15 protein-coding genes are annotated in these 15,298 nt (G+C 67.6%); 11 read left to right on the top strand and 4 right to left on the bottom strand.

Annotated elements, in window-relative coordinates:
- Positions 1–94 precede the first annotated feature (94 nt).
- The 4 genes from ispG to L879_RS21450 all read left to right on the top strand — a co-directional run bounded on the left by ispG (position 95) and on the right by L879_RS21450 (position 5,097).
- Positions 95–1,381, top strand: a complete 1,287-nt coding sequence (gene ispG, locus L879_RS0111755) for a flavodoxin-dependent (E)-4-hydroxy-3-methylbut-2-enyl-diphosphate synthase (protein ID WP_027316275.1) — start codon at positions 95–97, stop codon at positions 1,379–1,381.
- Between the two features lie 183 nt (positions 1,382–1,564).
- Positions 1,565–3,511 carry a potassium transporter Kup gene (locus L879_RS0111750; protein WP_027316274.1) on the top strand — a complete coding sequence of 649 codons (1,947 nt, stop codon included), beginning with the start codon at positions 1,565–1,567 and terminating at the stop codon, positions 3,509–3,511.
- A gap of 43 nt (positions 3,512–3,554) precedes the next feature.
- Positions 3,555–4,106, top strand: a complete 552-nt coding sequence (locus tag L879_RS0111745) for a GNAT family N-acetyltransferase (protein WP_035459415.1) — start codon at positions 3,555–3,557, stop codon at positions 4,104–4,106.
- A gap of 76 nt (positions 4,107–4,182) precedes the next feature.
- On the top strand, positions 4,183–5,097 hold the full coding sequence (locus tag L879_RS21450; RefSeq protein ID WP_051435259.1) for a DMT family transporter: 915 nt from the start codon (positions 4,183–4,185) through the stop codon (positions 5,095–5,097).
- Here L879_RS21450 and L879_RS0111735 read toward each other — a convergent pair whose 3' ends face one another.
- Positions 5,098–6,024 carry a polyprenyl synthetase family protein gene (locus tag L879_RS0111735; protein WP_051435258.1) on the bottom strand — a complete coding sequence of 309 codons (927 nt, stop codon included), beginning with the start codon at positions 6,022–6,024 and terminating at the stop codon, positions 5,098–5,100.
- Between L879_RS0111735 and mtgA the strand changes: the two genes are divergently transcribed.
- The 3 genes from mtgA (at position 6,023) to L879_RS0111720 (ending at position 8,998) form a co-directional block, all read left to right on the top strand.
- The gene (mtgA, locus tag L879_RS21445) at positions 6,023–6,814 is read left to right on the top strand and encodes a monofunctional biosynthetic peptidoglycan transglycosylase (RefSeq protein ID WP_438268102.1); all 792 of its coding nucleotides are present in this window, start codon (positions 6,023–6,025) and stop codon (positions 6,812–6,814) included. The genes L879_RS0111735 and mtgA overlap by 2 nt on opposite strands.
- A gap of 151 nt (positions 6,815–6,965) precedes the next feature.
- The gene (rpmF, locus tag L879_RS0111725) at positions 6,966–7,151 is read left to right on the top strand and encodes a 50S ribosomal protein L32 (protein ID WP_027316271.1); all 186 of its coding nucleotides are present in this window, start codon (positions 6,966–6,968) and stop codon (positions 7,149–7,151) included.
- Between the two features lie 212 nt (positions 7,152–7,363).
- Entirely contained in the window at positions 7,364–8,998 is a 1,635-nt protein-coding gene (locus L879_RS0111720) for a GGDEF domain-containing phosphodiesterase (RefSeq protein ID WP_027316270.1), read from the top strand.
- Positions 8,999–9,008: 10 nt separating this feature from the next.
- Here L879_RS0111720 and phaR read toward each other — a convergent pair whose 3' ends face one another.
- Positions 9,009–9,584: a polyhydroxyalkanoate synthesis repressor PhaR gene (gene phaR, locus L879_RS0111715; protein ID WP_027316269.1), complete on the bottom strand. Its 576-nt coding sequence runs from the start codon at positions 9,582–9,584 to the stop codon at positions 9,009–9,011.
- 218 nt (positions 9,585–9,802) lie between these two features.
- On the opposite strand from phaR, the gene L879_RS0111710 reads away from it, so the two are divergent.
- The 3 genes from L879_RS0111710 to yddG all read left to right on the top strand — a co-directional run bounded on the left by L879_RS0111710 (position 9,803) and on the right by yddG (position 12,839).
- Positions 9,803–10,981, top strand: coding sequence for an acetyl-CoA C-acetyltransferase (locus tag L879_RS0111710; protein WP_027316268.1), 1,179 nt, complete (start codon positions 9,803–9,805; stop codon positions 10,979–10,981).
- A 177-nt stretch (positions 10,982–11,158) separates the two neighbouring features.
- Complete coding sequence (gene phbB / locus L879_RS0111705; RefSeq protein WP_027316267.1) at positions 11,159–11,884, top strand: acetoacetyl-CoA reductase; 726 nt, start codon at positions 11,159–11,161, stop codon at positions 11,882–11,884.
- Positions 11,885–11,960: 76 nt separating this feature from the next.
- The gene (gene yddG, locus L879_RS0111700; RefSeq protein WP_027316266.1) at positions 11,961–12,839 is read left to right on the top strand and encodes an aromatic amino acid exporter YddG; all 879 of its coding nucleotides are present in this window, start codon (positions 11,961–11,963) and stop codon (positions 12,837–12,839) included.
- Here the strand turns inward: yddG and L879_RS0111695 are convergent.
- Positions 12,808–13,575: a GNAT family N-acetyltransferase gene (locus L879_RS0111695; RefSeq protein WP_027316265.1), complete on the bottom strand. Its 768-nt coding sequence runs from the start codon at positions 13,573–13,575 to the stop codon at positions 12,808–12,810. The two genes, yddG and L879_RS0111695, sit on opposite strands and share 32 nt — an antisense overlap.
- Before the next feature lie 32 nt (positions 13,576–13,607).
- Positions 13,608–14,375, bottom strand: a complete 768-nt coding sequence (gloB, locus tag L879_RS0111690) for a hydroxyacylglutathione hydrolase (RefSeq protein WP_027316264.1) — start codon at positions 14,373–14,375, stop codon at positions 13,608–13,610.
- A 114-nt stretch (positions 14,376–14,489) separates the two neighbouring features.
- Between gloB and L879_RS0111685 the strand changes: the two genes are divergently transcribed.
- Positions 14,490–15,242, top strand: coding sequence for a class I SAM-dependent methyltransferase (locus L879_RS0111685; RefSeq protein ID WP_027316263.1), 753 nt, complete (start codon positions 14,490–14,492; stop codon positions 15,240–15,242).
- Positions 15,243–15,298: the final 56 nt, after the last annotated feature.

Below are 15,298 nucleotides of genomic sequence, written 5' to 3'. Positions count from 1 at the left end.
GTCCGCTTCAGGTCGAACAAGCCGCGCTTGACGACGGGGGTTTTTGCCATCAGCTAAACGACGGCAGCCCGGAGCTGCCGTCGTGGATTGCAGCATGTCCTTCATCTCGTCTCCTGAGGCCGAAACCCCATCCGAGCGCCCGGCGGGTCCCGCCCCGCGCCACCGCACGGTCGGCGTCCGGGTCGGCTCCGTCACGGTCGGCGGCGGAGCGCCCATCGTCGTCCAGTCGATGACGAATACGGACACCGCGGACGTGGACGCAACCGTCGCGCAGGTCGCGGCCCTCGCCCGCGCGGGGTCCGAGATCGTGCGCATCACCGTCGACCGCGACGAGGCGGCCGCCGCCGTGCCAAAGATCCGCGAGCGGCTCGACCGGCTCGGCGTGGACGTGCCGCTCGTCGGCGATTTCCATTACATCGGGCATCAGCTTCTCGCCGATCATCCGGCCTGCGCCGAGGCGCTCGCCAAGTACCGCATCAATCCCGGCAATGTGGGCTTCAAGGAAAAGAAGGACCGGCAGTTCGGAGCCATCGTCGAGCAGGCGATCAAGCACGGCAAGGCCGTGCGCATCGGCGCCAACTGGGGCTCGCTCGATCAGGAACTTCTCACGCATCTCATGAACGAGAACGCGGCCTCGGCCCAGCCGCGCGACATGCGCTGGGTGACCCGCGAGGCCATGATCCAATCCGCCCTCCTGTCGGCGGCCCGCGCCGAGGAGATCGGCCTCGGCCGCGACCGGATCATCCTCTCGGCCAAGGTTTCGGCGGTGCAGGATCTGATCGCCGTCTATCAGGAACTCGCCCGCCGCTCCGACTACGCGATCCACCTCGGCCTGACGGAGGCAGGCATGGGCACGAAGGGGATCGTGGCCTCGTCCGCCGCCATCGGCATCCTGCTCCAGCAGGGCATCGGCGACACGATCCGCTACTCCCTCACGCCAGAGCCCGGCGGCGACCGGACGGTGGAGGTCAAGACGGCCCAGGAGCTGCTCCAGACCATGGGGTTCCGCACCTTCGTGCCGCTGGTGGCCGCCTGCCCGGGCTGCGGCCGCACCACCTCCTCCGTCTTCCAGGAGCTGGCGCGCGACATCCAGAACTGGATTTCGCATTCCATGCCCGAATGGCGCCGCACCTATCCCGGCGTCGAGAACCTGAACGTGGCGGTGATGGGCTGCATCGTGAACGGCCCGGGCGAATCGAAGCACGCGAATATCGGCATCTCGCTCCCCGGCACGGGCGAGCAGCCGGCTGCTCCGGTCTTCATCGACGGCAGGAAGGCGCTGACCCTGCGCGGACCGACCCTGGCGCAGGATTTCCAGAAGATCGTCCTCGACTACATCGAGAAGAGCTACGGACGCTCGGGACGAGACGCTGCGGAATGAGGCCGCCGTCGACGGCTGGAACCTTAAGCGAAATTCCGTTTTAAGCTGAGGCGCGATATGCTAGAAGCCCGCCGCGCCGGCAATGACGGCCGCTACGCTCTTTGAGAAGGGGCCGCCCTTCGTCGTCTGGCAGTATGTTTCAACAAGGGCCGTCCGCGGGCTTATCCGCAAAGAAAAGCATCCATGACAGAACAGCAAGCTGTCGCCCCCGGACATGCGGATTCCGCGGTCCCTGAGGCCACCCTCCCCGAAAGCCACCACAAGGCGAGCTTCTGGACCCTGACCCTTGGCGCCATCGGCGTGGTCTACGGCGATATCGGCACGAGCCCGCTTTACGCCATGCGCGAGACGGTGATGGCCGCCACCGGCGGTCATCACGGCACACCCGTGGAACTGACCCGCGATCTCGTGATCAGCATCCTGTCGCTCCTGCTCTGGGCGCTGATCCTGACGGTGTCCGTCAAATACGTCGTTCTTCTCCTGCGCGCCGACAACAAGGGCGAAGGCGGCTCGCTGACGCTGGTGGCCCTCACGCAGCTCGCCCTCGGGCGCAGGAGCCTGCCCGTCCTGGTGATGGGCATGGCGGGAGCGGCCCTGTTCTACGGCGACGCCGCGATCACGCCGGCAATCTCCGTGCTCTCGGCCCTGGAGGGCCTGAAACTCGTTGCACCCGCCTTCGAAAGCTATGTCCTGCCCGGTGCGCTGGGAATCCTGATCGCTCTCTTCGCCGTGCAGAGCCGCGGCACCGGCAAGGTCGCCGCCTTCTTCGGCCCGCTCACGCTCCTGTGGTTCGTGACGATGGCGGGGCTGGGCCTTCTTCACATCGCGGACGACTTGGAAGTCCTTCTCGCCTTCAACCCCTATTACGGCGTCTCCTTCCTCGTCACGCACCCGGGAACCGCCTTTGCAATCCTCGGCAGCGTATGCCTTGCGGTCACGGGAGCCGAAGCGCTCTATGCCGATCTGGGCCATTTCGGCCGCAGGCCGATCCGCATGGCCTGGGGCACGGTGGTCTTCCCGGCCCTGGCCCTGAACTACCTGGGCCAGGGCGCTCTCGTCCTCTCGAATCCCGAATCCATCGCCAATCCGTTCTTCCTGCTCGCGCCGCCATGGCTGCTCCTGCCGCTCGTGATCCTCGCCACCCTGGCGACCATCGTCGCGAGCCAGGCCGTGATCACGGGCGCCTATTCGCTGACGCGGCAGGCGGTCCAGCTCGGCCTGCTGCCGCGCCTCGATGTCCGCTTCACGTCGGAGACCCACCAGGGGCAGATCTACCTACCCCGCGTGAACTGGCTCCTGCTCGCCGCCGTGGTGTTCCTCGTGGTCACGTTCGGTTCGTCGAGCAGCCTGGCGAGCGCCTACGGCATCGCGGTGTTCGGCACGATGGTCGTCACCACGCTGCTCGCCTGCGTGGTGATGAGCCGGAGCTGGGGATGGGGGCCGGTGAAGACTGCGCTGGTGATGGTTCCCCTGCTGCTGATCGACCTGACCTTCCTGTCCTCGAATCTGGTGAAGCTCCTGGACGGCGGCTATGTGCCGCTGCTGATCGCAGGCGTGTTCTTCGTGATCATGTTCACCTGGGTGAAGGGCACGCGCATCCTGTTCGAGAAGACGCGCAAGATCGACGTGCCCCTGCTCGAACTCGTCCAGATGCTCGAGAAGAGCCCGCCGCACCGGGTGAAGGGCACCGCCGTTTTCCTGACGAGCGATCCCGACACCGCGCCTGCGGCCCTCCTGCACAACCTCAAGCACAACAAGGTGCTGCACGAGAAGAACGTGATCCTGACCGTCAACAGCGCGGACATTCCCCGCGTGGAGGACGAGGACCGCGTCGCCATCGAGCATGTGGGCGATTCGTTCTGGCGCATCCGCCTGAGCTACGGCTACATGGAGACGCCCAACATCCCGCGCGGGCTCGCGATCCTGCGCAAGCAGGGCTTCAAGTTCGACATCATGGCGACGTCGTTCTTCCTGTCGCGGCGCTCGATCCGCCCGGCGAGCCAGTCGGGCATGCCGCTCTGGCAGGACAAGCTGTTCATCAGCCTCGCCAAATCCGCCAGCGACGCCACGGACTTCTTCCAGATCCCGACCGGCCGCGTGGTCGAGGTCGGCACCCAGGTGACGGTGTAAGACGGTTGCCTCCCGGGCGGTGCGATGCCACCTTCATGTCGCCATGACAGACATCGCCCTCATCCGCCCCAGCCTCGACTGGCTGCCCGCCTATGAAGACGCCCTGGCGAGGGGCTGGTCGCCGAACACCGACCACGATGTCAGCCGCGAGCAGCTCGCTCAACTGCGCCGCGACCCGGAAGGCTTCCTCCACGACCTGTACAACAGCCCTATGATCCGGCTGCCCGACGGGCGGGAGGTTCCGCGTCTGCCCGCGCACGATTTCTGGATCAGCGACGGCACGTTCTGCGGCCGGATCGGCTTTCGGTTCCAGCGGGGAACCGAGGAGCTGCCCCCGACCGCCTTCGGCCATATCGGCTATACCGTCGTGCCCTGGAAGCAGCGGCGGGGCTACGCCACCCAGGCGCTGCGCCTGATCCTGCCCGTCTGCCGCTCGGAAGGCTTTTCGCGCGTGCTGATCACCTGCGACGACGACAACGAGGGATCGCGCAAGGTGATCCTCGCCAATGGCGGCGTGCCCGCAGGCACGCTCCCCCATGCCACCCGCCCCGGCCATGTGAAGCTCACCTTCTGGGTGCCCACATCCGAACGGTGACTTCGGCGTCCCGCGTTATTGACCCTTCCCATCATTATCCCTACGCATCGGGCGCATCCGCGCGAGGACCCGTTCTTTGACCACCGCCCCGTCCGTTTCCCACCGCCCGTTCCTGCCGAGCCGCAGCGAGGCCGTGCTCATCTTCATCACCATGATCTGGGGCGCGACCTTCCTGATCGTGCAGAACGCCCTCGCGGTGAGCGGGCCCTTGCTCTTCGTCGGCCTGCGCTTCGGCACAGCGGCGCTGATGATGGCGCTCATCGCCTTGCCCGTTCTGCGCGGCCTGACCTGGGCCGAGATCAAGGCCGGCGTGATGATCGGCGTCGCGATCTTTCTCGGCTACACGCTCCAGACCTACGGGCTCCAGACGATCCCGAGCAGCAAGTCCGCCTTCATCACGGCTCTCTACGTGCCCATCGTGCCGCTGCTGCAATGGCTGGCGCTCAAAAGGCCGCCCGGCATCATGTCCTGGATCGGCATCGCGCTGGCCTTCACCGGTCTCGTGCTGCTCGCCGGGCCTGACGGCGCATCCCTGGGGCTCGGCGTCGGCGAGTTCCTCACCCTGCTCAGCGCGATCGCCATCGCGGCAGAGATCATCCTGATCGGCGGCTTCGCGGGCCGCGTCGACGTGCGCCGCGTCACCGTGGTGCAGCTGGCCGTGACCTCGCTCCTCGCTTTCGGCTTCATGGCGCCCCTGAACGAGACGATGCCGGAGCCGTCGTGGCTGCTGCTCCTGAGCGCCGTGGGCCTCGGCCTCGCCAGCGCCGGGATCCAGCTCGCCATGAACTGGGCGCAGAGGACCGTCTCTCCCACCCGCGCCACGGTGATCTATGCGGGCGAGCCGGTCTGGGCGGGAATCGTCGGCCGCGTCTATGGCGAGCACCTGCCCGTCGCCGCCCTGGCCGGCGCGGCCCTCATCGTCGCGGGCGTGATCGTCAGCGAGCTGAAGCCGCGCCGCTGGCTGAAGGCGCGGCCTTCGGCCAGCGCCTGATCAAACCTCGCGCTCGACGACGAAGCGCACCGCCTCGCGCAGGATCTGCGCCTTGTCGCCGAACCCAGCAAGCGCGGCGTCGGCCTTCTCCACGAGCTGGCGGCATTCGCGCTTGGCGCCGTCGAGGCCCAGCAGGTCGACGAGCGTCGCCTTGCCCTTCTCCCGGTCCTTTCCCGTGCGCTTGCCGAGCGCCTCGGGCGTCGCCTCGCGGTCGAGAATGTCGTCGGCCACCTGGAAGGCCGCGCCCAGCGCGCGTCCGTATTCCACGAGGCTCCGGCGCGCCGCCGCATCGGCCTGTCCCAGGATCGCCCCTGCCTCCACCGAGAAGCTGAGGATCGCGCCGGTCTTCATCATCTGGAGCAGGCGCACCTCGGCCTCCCCCAGCTCCGCGGGGCCGTAGCGGCCTTCCGCCGAGAGGTCGAGGAGCTGGCCGCCCACCATGCCACCCAGGCCGGAGGCGCGGGCGAGGCCGAGCACGAGGCCGGAGCGTACCGCCGGGTCGGACGAGGTTGCCGGATCGGCGAGAACCTCGAAGGCGAGGGTCTGCAGCGCATCGCCCACCAGGATGGCGGTGGCCTCGTCATAGGCCCTGTGCACGGTCGGACGCCCCCGGCGCAGATCGTCGTCGTCCATGGAGGGCAGGTCGTCATGCACGAGGGAATAGCAATGCAGGAGCTCGACGGCGCAGCCTGCTCGCAGGGGCCCCTCTCCCTCCACCCCCATGAGGCGCGCCGCCTCGATGGTGAGGAAAGGGCGCAGGCGCTTGCCGCCGCCCAGGACGGCATACCGCATGGCGTCCATGAGCCGGGACGGGCGGGCAAGCTCGCCGGGGGCGGCTTTGTCTGATAGCAAGGCCTGAAGACCCGCCTCGACGATCCTCGCGGCTTCGGAGAGCCGCGTCGTAAAAGTGCTGATGGATGACGCCATGATGAGCCTGGATTCGGGGGGAGCGGCCGCTCCGCCCGAGAGCAACGTGGATGAACGATCGAAGCCGAAATGGACGCTGCGCTCGGGCCGGCCGCGGGAGCCGATGAACGCCGCGCGCCTTCTCCGCCGCCTCGTCCGGATCGGCCTCGGCCTCATCCTCTTATGGGCCGCAGCGGTCTTTTGGCTAGGGCTTTTGTACGGGGCCGCGCCCCCGGTCTCGACCCTCATGCTCGGCCGCTGGCTCACCCTCCAGCCCGTGGAGCGGGTCTTCGTGAATCTCGAGGAGATGTCGCCCCACCTGCCGCTGGCGGTCATGACCTCCGAGGACAGCCGCTTTTGCGAGCATCACGGGGTGGACTGGGGCGCTCTCTGGACCGTGGTGGAGGCGGCCGACGAGGACGGGCCGGCCCGGGGCGCCTCGACCATCCCAATGCAGGTGGCCAAGAACCTGTTTCTCTGGCCGAGCCGTTCCTACATCCGCAAGGGCCTGGAGATCCCGGTCGCGCTTTATCTCGACCTGATCTGGTCGAAACGCCGGATGATGGAGGTCTACCTCAACATCGCCGAATGGGGCGACGGGGTGTTCGGAGCCGAAGCCGCCGCCCAGAGATATTTCCGCAAATCGGCCAGGAACCTGACCCGCGGCGAGGCCGCCCTGCTGGCGCGGGCCCTGCCCAATCCGCTCGTGCGCAACCCGGCCCGGCCGCGGCCCGGCCACCGGGCGCTGGCCGGCCAGCTCCAGGCCCGCATCGCGGGGGCAGCCCCCTACAGCGCCTGCCTGAAGCCGTAAGGCGCCGCCTGCGGCAACGAAAAACGGCCGGAATGCTTCAGGGGACTAGATATTTGCCGAAAGACCTTGTATGAGGCGCAACCTCATCAAGTTTGAGATGTGAGCGTTCCCCGGTTGAGCGGGCGCTCCGCTTTTTTACCGGAGACGAGAAATGGCCGTTCCAAAGAGAAAAACGTCGCCCTCGCGGCGTGGCATGCGTCGCTCCGCCGATGCCTTGAAGGCCCCGACCTACATCGAGGACAAGGATTCCGGCGAGCTGCGCCGTCCTCACCACATCGACCTGAAGACCGGCATGTACCGGGGCCGTCAGGTTCTGAAGGTGAAGGCCGACGCGTAATCCTGCGCGACATGCGAAAGATCCAAGACCGGCGCTCCATGCGCCGGTTTTTTTATGCCCGCTATCCCCAAGCCTCCTGATTTCCCGTCACTTTTTACGCTTCGTTAAGCCCAGGGGCCGATCCTGCATCCTTGTTTTTCGGGGTCTTGGCCGGGCTTGCGACGACGCGCCTTCCGCCTCCCCGATCCATGCGTATTCCGAGGATGAGGGTGATGGCGACGAAGCGGCAGGGCCGGACGGGACTTTTCAAGGGCACATCCCGGCCGCCGCAGAAGCGCCAGACCGTGAAGGACAGGCCTTCGCCCCTGGCAGGCGTCACCTATGCCTGGGACATGATCGGGGACGGGCTGACCTGGGGTCCGGGAGCCGCCGAGGCGCTGGGCCTTTCGCCGAAGGATCTGCCGAAGACCGGCCATGTCTTCGCGGCGATGATCGAGCCGGGCTGCGGCCTCCCCCGCCGGGAGGCCATCGCCTCGGCCCAGGATCCGGGCCGCGCCTACGAGACCCGCTACGCGCTGCGCCTCGAGCCGGATCGGGTTGTGATGATCGAGGACACGGGCCGGTGGCAGCCGGACGTCCAGGGCCGCCCGGCCTTCGCCCGCGGCCTGCTCCGCATCGATCCGGCCTCGGCCGCGCGGGACATTTTGCCGGCCCGGCTCCAGGCTCGGTCGGAGCTTCTGTGCGGCATCCAGAGCAGCATCAACGAGGCCCTCAGGGTGTCCCAGACCTGCACCCTGATCGCGGGCGCGTTCGATGAGGACGAGGCGGACCTCATGGCGGACATCGCCCGCAGGCTGCGCCCGATGATGCGCCGCCACGACCTGTTCAGGGCGCTCGGGCCGAACCGTTTCACGCTCACCCTCACCTGCTGCCCCGCGGCGGATGCGGTCAGCGCCATGAAGCGGCTCCAGGGGCTCCTGAGCGACAGCCCGGCCGCCGCCACCCTGCGCCTGGGCGCGGCCTGCGCGCCGGACCACACCTTCAAGGCCACCAAGCTTTTGCGTTTCGCCGAACTGGCCCTGAGCCGTGGCATCGAGCGGGACGAGGCCCTGGCCTTCTACACGCCGCGCCTGGCAGCACCGCCCCAGGCCGACCAGGCGCCGTTCGACTGGATCGCCGCCCTCAACGGGCGCAGCCTGGCTCTGGCCTGCCAGCCGGTGGTGGATGCGCAAAGCCGCGCTCCCTCGCTGATGCAGGCCTGCGCCGCCATCCCGAGCGCCGATCCCGCGACGATCCCTCTCGCGCCGGCGCCGGGACTGGCAGGGGAGAACCTCGCCCTGCTGGTCGACGGCCGACTGCTGGAGCTGGCGGCGGATCACCTCGTCCGGAACCCCGCCCAGCGCCTGGCGCTGCCGGTGTCTTCCAGGACCCTGCAGGATCCGGAATGGCTGCCCATGCTGGCGGCGCATCTCGGCGCCCGCCCGGGCATCGAGTCGCGGCTCATCGTCGAGGTTCCGGAGATCGCGCTCATCGAATCCCGGCGCAATCTCGGCCGCCTCCACGCTATGAAGGCCCTCGGCATCGGGCTTGCGCTCACGGGATACGGGGCCGGATACATCACGCCCGCACAGCTCCGGATGCTGCCGGTCGACCTCCTCAAGATCGACGGCGTCTTCATCCAGCCGCTCAAGCGCTCCACCGACGACCGCCTCCATGTCCGCACCCTCATCGACAGGGCGCAGAATCTCGGCATCGCCGTTGCGGCGGAATGGGTGGACGACGAGGCGACCGCCCGGCTGCTGGCGGCCTGGGGCGTGGATTACCTGCAGGGCGCCCTGTTCGGGGAGCCGGAGGCGGTGATGCAGCCTTCGGCGTTTCATGCGCTCCTGAAGCGCGCGCAGGCCTGAAGCCGGGCGGCTACTTGCTCGCCAGCTTGTCGAGTTTGGCCTGCATATCGGCCATCTGCCGCTTCAGGGCGTCGAGGTCGCCCGCCTCTTCCGCCTTCGTCGCGGGCTTCGTCTCGGCATTGCCCGCAGCCCCCTGCGGGAAGGGCGAGAACATGCGCATGGCCTCGGTGAAGAAGCCCATGTTCTTGCGCACCTGCTCCTCCATGGCCTGGAAGGCCCCGGGACCGAAGGCCTGGGCCATCTGCTCCCGCAGCTTCTGCTGCTCCTGGGAGAGGTTGTTCATGGAGAATTCGAGGTAGCTCGGCACCAGGGCCTGCATGCTGTCGCCGTAGAAGCGGATCAGCTGGCGGAGCACCGTGACGGGCAGGAGATTCGGCCCTTCCTTGTTCTCCTGCTCGAAGATGATCTGGGCCAGGACCGAGCGGGTGATCTCCTCGCCGGACTTCGCGTCATAGACCACGAAATCCTCGCCCTTGCGCACCATGCCGGCCAGATCTTCCAAGGTCACGTAGGTCGAAGTGCCCGTGTGATAGAGGCGGCGGTTGGCATATTTCTTGATAACCGTCGGTTGTTTGTCCGTCGCCATGTGTCCCGATACGCTCCTGGGAAATCCACCGGGCCGCCGTCCTGCGGGAGGTCGGCCTCCGTTAATTATAGACCTTATGACGGACGAGCAAAGCGCCAAAAGTCTAAGGCACCCCGCGGACGGCTCGTTCATCCGGTCCTTGACAGAGCCCCCCTGGGGCTTTCATCGGATAGGCACTACATTCATTCCGGCATTGCCAATCAGCACAGGAGAGAGGAATGGCCCGAGACAGCATCGTCATCGTCGGCGCGGCGCGCACCCCCGTCGGCTCGTTCAATGGGGCCTTCGCCAATACCCCGGCCCATGAGCTCGGCGCCGTCGCCATCAAGGCGGCCCTCGAGCGCGCCAAGGTCCAGGCCGGCGAAGTGGACGAGGTGATCCTCGGCCAGATCCTCACCGCCGCCCAGGGCCAGAACCCGGCCCGCCAGGCCGCCATGGCCGCTGGCGTGCCGCAGGAAAAGACCGCCTGGGGCCTCAACCAGCTCTGCGGCTCCGGCCTGCGCACGGTGGCCATCGGCATGCAGCAGATCGCCAACGGCGACGCCGGCATCATCGTCGCCGGCGGCCAGGAATCCATGTCGCTCGCCCCGCACGCGGCCCATATGCGCGCCGGCACCAAGATGGGCGACTTCAAGCTCGCCGACACGATGCTGAAGGACGGCCTCATGGACGCCTTCCACGGCTACCACATGGGCAATACCGCCGAGAACGTGGCCCAGCGCTGGCAGCTCACCCGCGAGGAGCAGGACCAATTCGCGACGGGCTCGCAGAACAAGGCAGAGGCGGCCCAGAAGGAAGGCCGCTTCAAGGCCGAGATCGTGCCGGTCACGGTTTCGACGCGCAAGGGCGACATCGTCGTCGACCAGGACGAGTACATCCGCGCCGGCACCACCCTGGAGGCGCTCGCCAAGCTCAAGCCGGCCTTCTCGAAGGACGGCACGGTCACGGCCGGCAACGCCTCGGGCATCAACGACGGCGCGGCTGCCGTCGTGCTGATGACGGAAGCCGAGGCCGAGCGCCGCGGCCTGACCCCTCTCGCCCGCATCGCCTCCTGGGCCACGGCCGGCGTCGATCCGGCGATCATGGGAACGGGCCCGATTCCAGCCTCCCGCAAGGCCCTGGAGAAGGCGGGCTGGAAAGTGTCCGACCTCGAACTCGTCGAGGCCAACGAGGCCTTCGCGGCCCAGGCTCTCGCGGTCAACAAGGACATGGGCTGGGATCCGTCCATCGTGAACGTGAACGGCGGCGCGATCGCCATCGGCCATCCGATCGGCGCATCGGGCGCCCGCGTTCTCGTGACCCTTCTGCACGAGATGGGCCGCCGCAACGCGAAAAAGGGCCTCGCCACCCTCTGCATCGGCGGCGGCATGGGCGTCGCCATGTGCCTGGAAAGGTAAGCGGCCGCGAGCGCCAACACCGCAAAGAAGCCCCGTACGGGAAATTACGGGGCTTCCCCTTCTCCGTTCTGCCACATGTACTAAGCTAAGTTGCGGGGGCGGCGGAAACCTGACCGCCCCGTTACAGACGGGTCCTCGAACGATCCGCATGGGAACGGTCCTGGGAAGGGAAACAGCATGGCACGAGTCGCATTGGTCACCGGCGGAACGCGCGGCATCGGCTCCGCGATCGCAAAGGCTCTGCAACAGAGCGGATACAAGGTCGCTTCCAATTATGGCGGCCACGACGAGACCGCCCAGCATTTCAGGGACGAAACCGGCATTCCGGTCTTCAAGTTCGACGTGTCCGATGCAGAGGCCTGCGAGGCGGGGATCAGGGCCGTCGAGGCCGAGCTCGGCCCCATCGACATTCTCGTGAACAACGCGGGCATCACCCGCGACGCCATGTTTCACAAGATGACCTTCGACCAGTGGTCGGCGGTCATCCGCACCAACCTCGATTCCATGTTCACCTGCACGCGCCCCGTGATCGAGGGCATGCGCGAGCGCGGCTTCGGGCGCATCATCCTCATCTCGTCCGTCAACGGCCAGAAGGGACAGATGGGACAGGCGAACTATTCCGCGGCCAAGGCGGGCGTGATCGGCTTTGCCAAGGCGCTGGCGCAGGAGAACGCCAACAAGGGCGTCACCGTCAACGTGATCGCGCCGGGCTACATCGCCACCGAGATGGTGAAGGCGGTTCCCGAAGAGGTGCTGAAGTCCAAGATTCTGCCGCTCATCCCCGTGGGCCGTCTCGGCGAGGTGGAAGAGATCGCACGCGGCGTCGTCTTCCTCGCCAGCGACGAGGCCGGGTTCGTCACCGGCTCGACGCTCACCATCAACGGCGGCCAGTACATGGCCTGAAGAAGGCCTGGACGGCGCTGCGGGAAAACGCCGAAGGCTCTCCTCATCCGGAGAGCTTTCGTTTATGGCGAAGGCCATGACAACCCGCACCGCCACCACCATCGGCCTTTTCGCCATACTGCTCTGGTCCATGCTCGCCGTGTTCACGGCGGCGACGGGAACGATCCCGCCGTTCCAGCTCAACGCCATGACCTTCCTGGTCGGAGGAATGGTGGGCGTGGTGAGCTGGATCGTCCGGCCTCAGGGGTTGAAGGCCCTGCGCCAGAAGCCGGTCGTGTGGGCCTTGGGCATCGGCGGCCTGTTCGGCTACCACGCCCTCTATTTCGCCGCCCTGCGCTGGGCGCCCCCGGCCGAGTCGGGGCTGATCAACTATCTCTGGCCGCTGCTGATCGTGCTCTTCTCCTCGCTGCTTCCCGGCGAGCATCTGAAGCGGGCGCATATTGCCGGCGCGCTTCTGGGCTTTGCCGGCGTCGTGGTGCTGATCGCCGGACGCGGCGCCTTCGATGCGCGGGCGGAATACATGCCCGGCTATGTCTGCGCCTTCGTCGCGGCCTTCGTCTGGGCCGGGTACTCGGTTCTCTCCCGAAGGTTCGGCCAGGTGCCGACCGATGCGGTGGCGGGCTTCTGCCTCATGACCTCGCTCTTGAGCCTGGTCTGCCATCTGGCCTTCGAGACCACCGTCTGGCCCGAGACGGCGACGCAGTGGCTCGCCCTTCTCGCACTCGGCCTCGGGCCGGTGGGCGCTGCCTTCTACGTGTGGGATATCGGCATGAAGCGCGGCGACATCCGCTTCCTCGGCGTCGCATCCTATGCGACGCCGGTGCTCTCGACCCTTCTGCTGGTGGCGGCGGGCTACGCCGAGCCGACGCTGACGCTCGCGCTGTCCTGCGGCCTCATCGTGGCGGGCGCGCTCGTGGCGACGCTCATGCCGAAGCGGAGGAGCGCCCCGGCATGACGCGGTGGGTGTAGCGGTAAGCGGTCTGGAAGCCGAACGCCCCGTAGAGCGAGCGGGCGATCTCGTTCTCCTCGCGCACCTGGAGATAGGCCGTGTGCGCGCCCTGCGCCGCGCCCCAGGCCATGAGGCTCGACACCACGCGGCGGCCGAGCCCGATGCCGCGCAGATCGGGGGCGACCACGATGTCGTAGAGACCGATATAGCCGCGCTCCGCGACGCCCAAGCCCCAGGCCACGGGCTTGTCGTCCAGGCTGAGCGTGGCGAAGGCCGCCTTCTGGCGGATGCGCGAGACGATCCTCATCAGCGTCTCGTCATCGGCCTTGTCGCCGCCGTAGGATTCCGCCGCCGCGCGCACCCAGCGCTTGGAGGCATGCGGCTCGAGAGCCACCTCGGGATCGATCTCGCGGTCGCCGCTTTTGACGGGCGCGGTCAGAACATGCGTCGGCTCGATCTCCTTGAAGCCGCGCAGCCTCAGCCGCTCGTCCGCCTCGGGCGCCTCGACGCCGTTGAGGCGGAAGGTCGGGCGCACATTGGCCTCGACGAAGCGGGCGATCATGTAGTCGATCAGCCCGTCGTCGAGGGTCGCGCCGGGCAGGAAGGGCGTCGCGGAATTGGCGCGCTTCGAGTAGCCGTTGGCAAGCCGCAGGATCCAGCCGTCATAGGCCTGATAATCGAAGGAGGGCCAGGCGTTGAGGAGCCGGCTCTCGAGTCCGATGATGAGGCTGTGGTCGGTCATGAGGCTGTCCGCTCCTGAAGGGTCCTGACGTATCAGAACCTGTTCTTCCATTCGCGCAAGGCCTGAAAGACCTCCACGGGCGCTGCGCCTTCCTTATGAACGGCTTTTGCGAGCGCGGGCTCCCCGGCGCGCAGAAACGGATTCGTCGCCTTCTCCTGGCCGATGGTCGTCGGCACCAGGAAGCGGCCCTGGGCCTTGGCCTCCTCTGCCTCGGCCGCCCGCGCCTTCAGCGCCGCGTTGTCCGGATCGGCCGCGAGCGCGAAGCGCGCGTTCGAGAGGGTGTAGTCGTGTCCGCAATAGACGCGCGCCTCGTCCGGCAGCGCCGCGAGCCGCTGCAGCGACGCCCAGAAACCGGCATAGGTTCCTTCGAACATGCGTCCGCAGCCGAGGGTGAAGAGAGTATCGCCTGCGAACAGCGCGCGATCCGCCGCGAACCAATAGGAGACGTGATCGGCGCAATGGCCGGGCGTCTCCCACACATGGGCCTGCAGGCTGCCTACATGCACCGTGTCGCCCTCCGCCACATAGGCATCGGCGGCGGGCACCGCCTCGCGGGCCTTCAGGGGCGCGACGACGCGGCAGCCGGTGCGGCGCTTCAGGGCGTCCACGGCCTGCACGTGATCGGCGTGGCGGTGGGTGACGAGGATGTCCGTCAGCTGCCAGCCCGTCTCGGCCAGTGCCGCGAGAATCGCCCCCTCCTCCGGCGCATCGATGGCAGCGCAGGCGCCCGTGTTGGGATCGTGGACGAGAACACCGATATTGTCCTGAAGGCAGAGAAAGGCGTGGATCTGGGCGGTCATCGAGGAACCCTGTCTTGATGTGCTCTGAGCTATCATGGAACACTCGGCTCATGAAACCAGATCCCGCGCCTTGGACGATCGCCGGACCGGATCGAAAGACGGCATGCTGAGGCCATGAGCATCGACATCACCGATCTGCGCGGCTTCTACGCGAGCCCTCTCGGAGGCGTGACGCGCCGCTTCGTCGGACGGGCCATCGACAGCTTCTGGGGCCCGCTTACGGGCCTGCGCGTGCTCGGCCTCGGCTATGCGCCGCCCTACCTCTCCGCCGTGAAGGGGGAGAGCGAGCGGACACTCGCCTTCATGCCGGCGAGCCAGGGCGTGGTGAACTGGCCCGGCACCGGGGCCTCGGCCTCGGCCCTCGTCGACCCGCTGATGATGCCCCTGCCCGACGCCTCCATCGACAGGGTTCTCGTGGTCCATGCCCTGGAGACGGTGGAGAGCCCCAGCGAGCTCCTGCACGAGATCTGGCGCATCCTGACCCCGGGGGGGCGGATCATCCTGGTGGCCCCCAATCGGCGCGGCCTCTGGGCGCGCATGGACACAACCCCCTTCGGCCACGGCCAGCCCTACAGCCGCTCCCAGCTCAAGAGCCTCATGCGCCAGACCTGGTTCTCGCCCGAGGGCTGGGCCGAGACCCTCTACGTGCCGCCCCTGCGCAACCGTTTCCTGCTCCGGACCGCCCAGGCCTGGGAGCGCGTCGGCGCCGGGTTCTCCCTGCCCTTCGCGGGCCTGCACATCGTCGAGGCGACGAAGCAACTCTACCGGCCCGGCGCCGTGCGGGCGGTCCAGCGCTCCCGCCGATTTGCCCCGGTTTTCGTTCCGGCACCGGCGGCTCCGGCCTCCCGCATCGCCGATTGTCCTTGATTTTGCCGGGTTTTCCGGGGGTAAGACCGGGCTCACCTTGACTTGACGCCCCTGAA

It is taken from the genome of Microvirga flocculans ATCC BAA-817, from assembly GCF_000518665.1.
In the GTDB taxonomy this organism is placed as follows: domain Bacteria; phylum Pseudomonadota; class Alphaproteobacteria; order Rhizobiales; family Beijerinckiaceae; genus Microvirga; species Microvirga flocculans.
The sequence above is the reverse complement of the archived record's forward strand: the minus strand, read 5'-3'. Positions and strand labels throughout refer to the sequence as shown.

Coding starts and splice junctions, on each gene's coding strand:
- ispG (WP_027316275.1), top strand. CDS start 95: ATGTCCTTCATCTCGTCTCCTGAGGCCGAAACCCCATCCGAGCGCCCG.
- L879_RS0111750 (WP_027316274.1), top strand. CDS start 1,565: ATGACAGAACAGCAAGCTGTCGCCCCCGGACATGCGGATTCCGCGGTC.
- L879_RS0111745 (WP_035459415.1), top strand. CDS start 3,555: ATGACAGACATCGCCCTCATCCGCCCCAGCCTCGACTGGCTGCCCGCC.
- mtgA (WP_438268102.1), top strand. CDS start 6,023: ATGATGAGCCTGGATTCGGGGGGAGCGGCCGCTCCGCCCGAGAGCAAC.
- L879_RS0111735 (WP_051435258.1), bottom strand. CDS start 6,024: ATGGCGTCATCCATCAGCACTTTTACGACGCGGCTCTCCGAAGCCGCG.
- rpmF (WP_027316271.1), top strand. CDS start 6,966: ATGGCCGTTCCAAAGAGAAAAACGTCGCCCTCGCGGCGTGGCATGCGT.
- L879_RS0111720 (WP_027316270.1), top strand. CDS start 7,364: ATGGCGACGAAGCGGCAGGGCCGGACGGGACTTTTCAAGGGCACATCC.
- phaR (WP_027316269.1), bottom strand. CDS start 9,584: ATGGCGACGGACAAACAACCGACGGTTATCAAGAAATATGCCAACCGC.
- L879_RS0111710 (WP_027316268.1), top strand. CDS start 9,803: ATGGCCCGAGACAGCATCGTCATCGTCGGCGCGGCGCGCACCCCCGTC.
- phbB (WP_027316267.1), top strand. CDS start 11,159: ATGGCACGAGTCGCATTGGTCACCGGCGGAACGCGCGGCATCGGCTCC.
- yddG (WP_027316266.1), top strand. CDS start 11,961: ATGACAACCCGCACCGCCACCACCATCGGCCTTTTCGCCATACTGCTC.
- L879_RS0111695 (WP_027316265.1), bottom strand. CDS start 13,575: ATGACCGACCACAGCCTCATCATCGGACTCGAGAGCCGGCTCCTCAAC.
- gloB (WP_027316264.1), bottom strand. CDS start 14,375: ATGACCGCCCAGATCCACGCCTTTCTCTGCCTTCAGGACAATATCGGT.
- L879_RS0111685 (WP_027316263.1), top strand. CDS start 14,490: ATGAGCATCGACATCACCGATCTGCGCGGCTTCTACGCGAGCCCTCTC.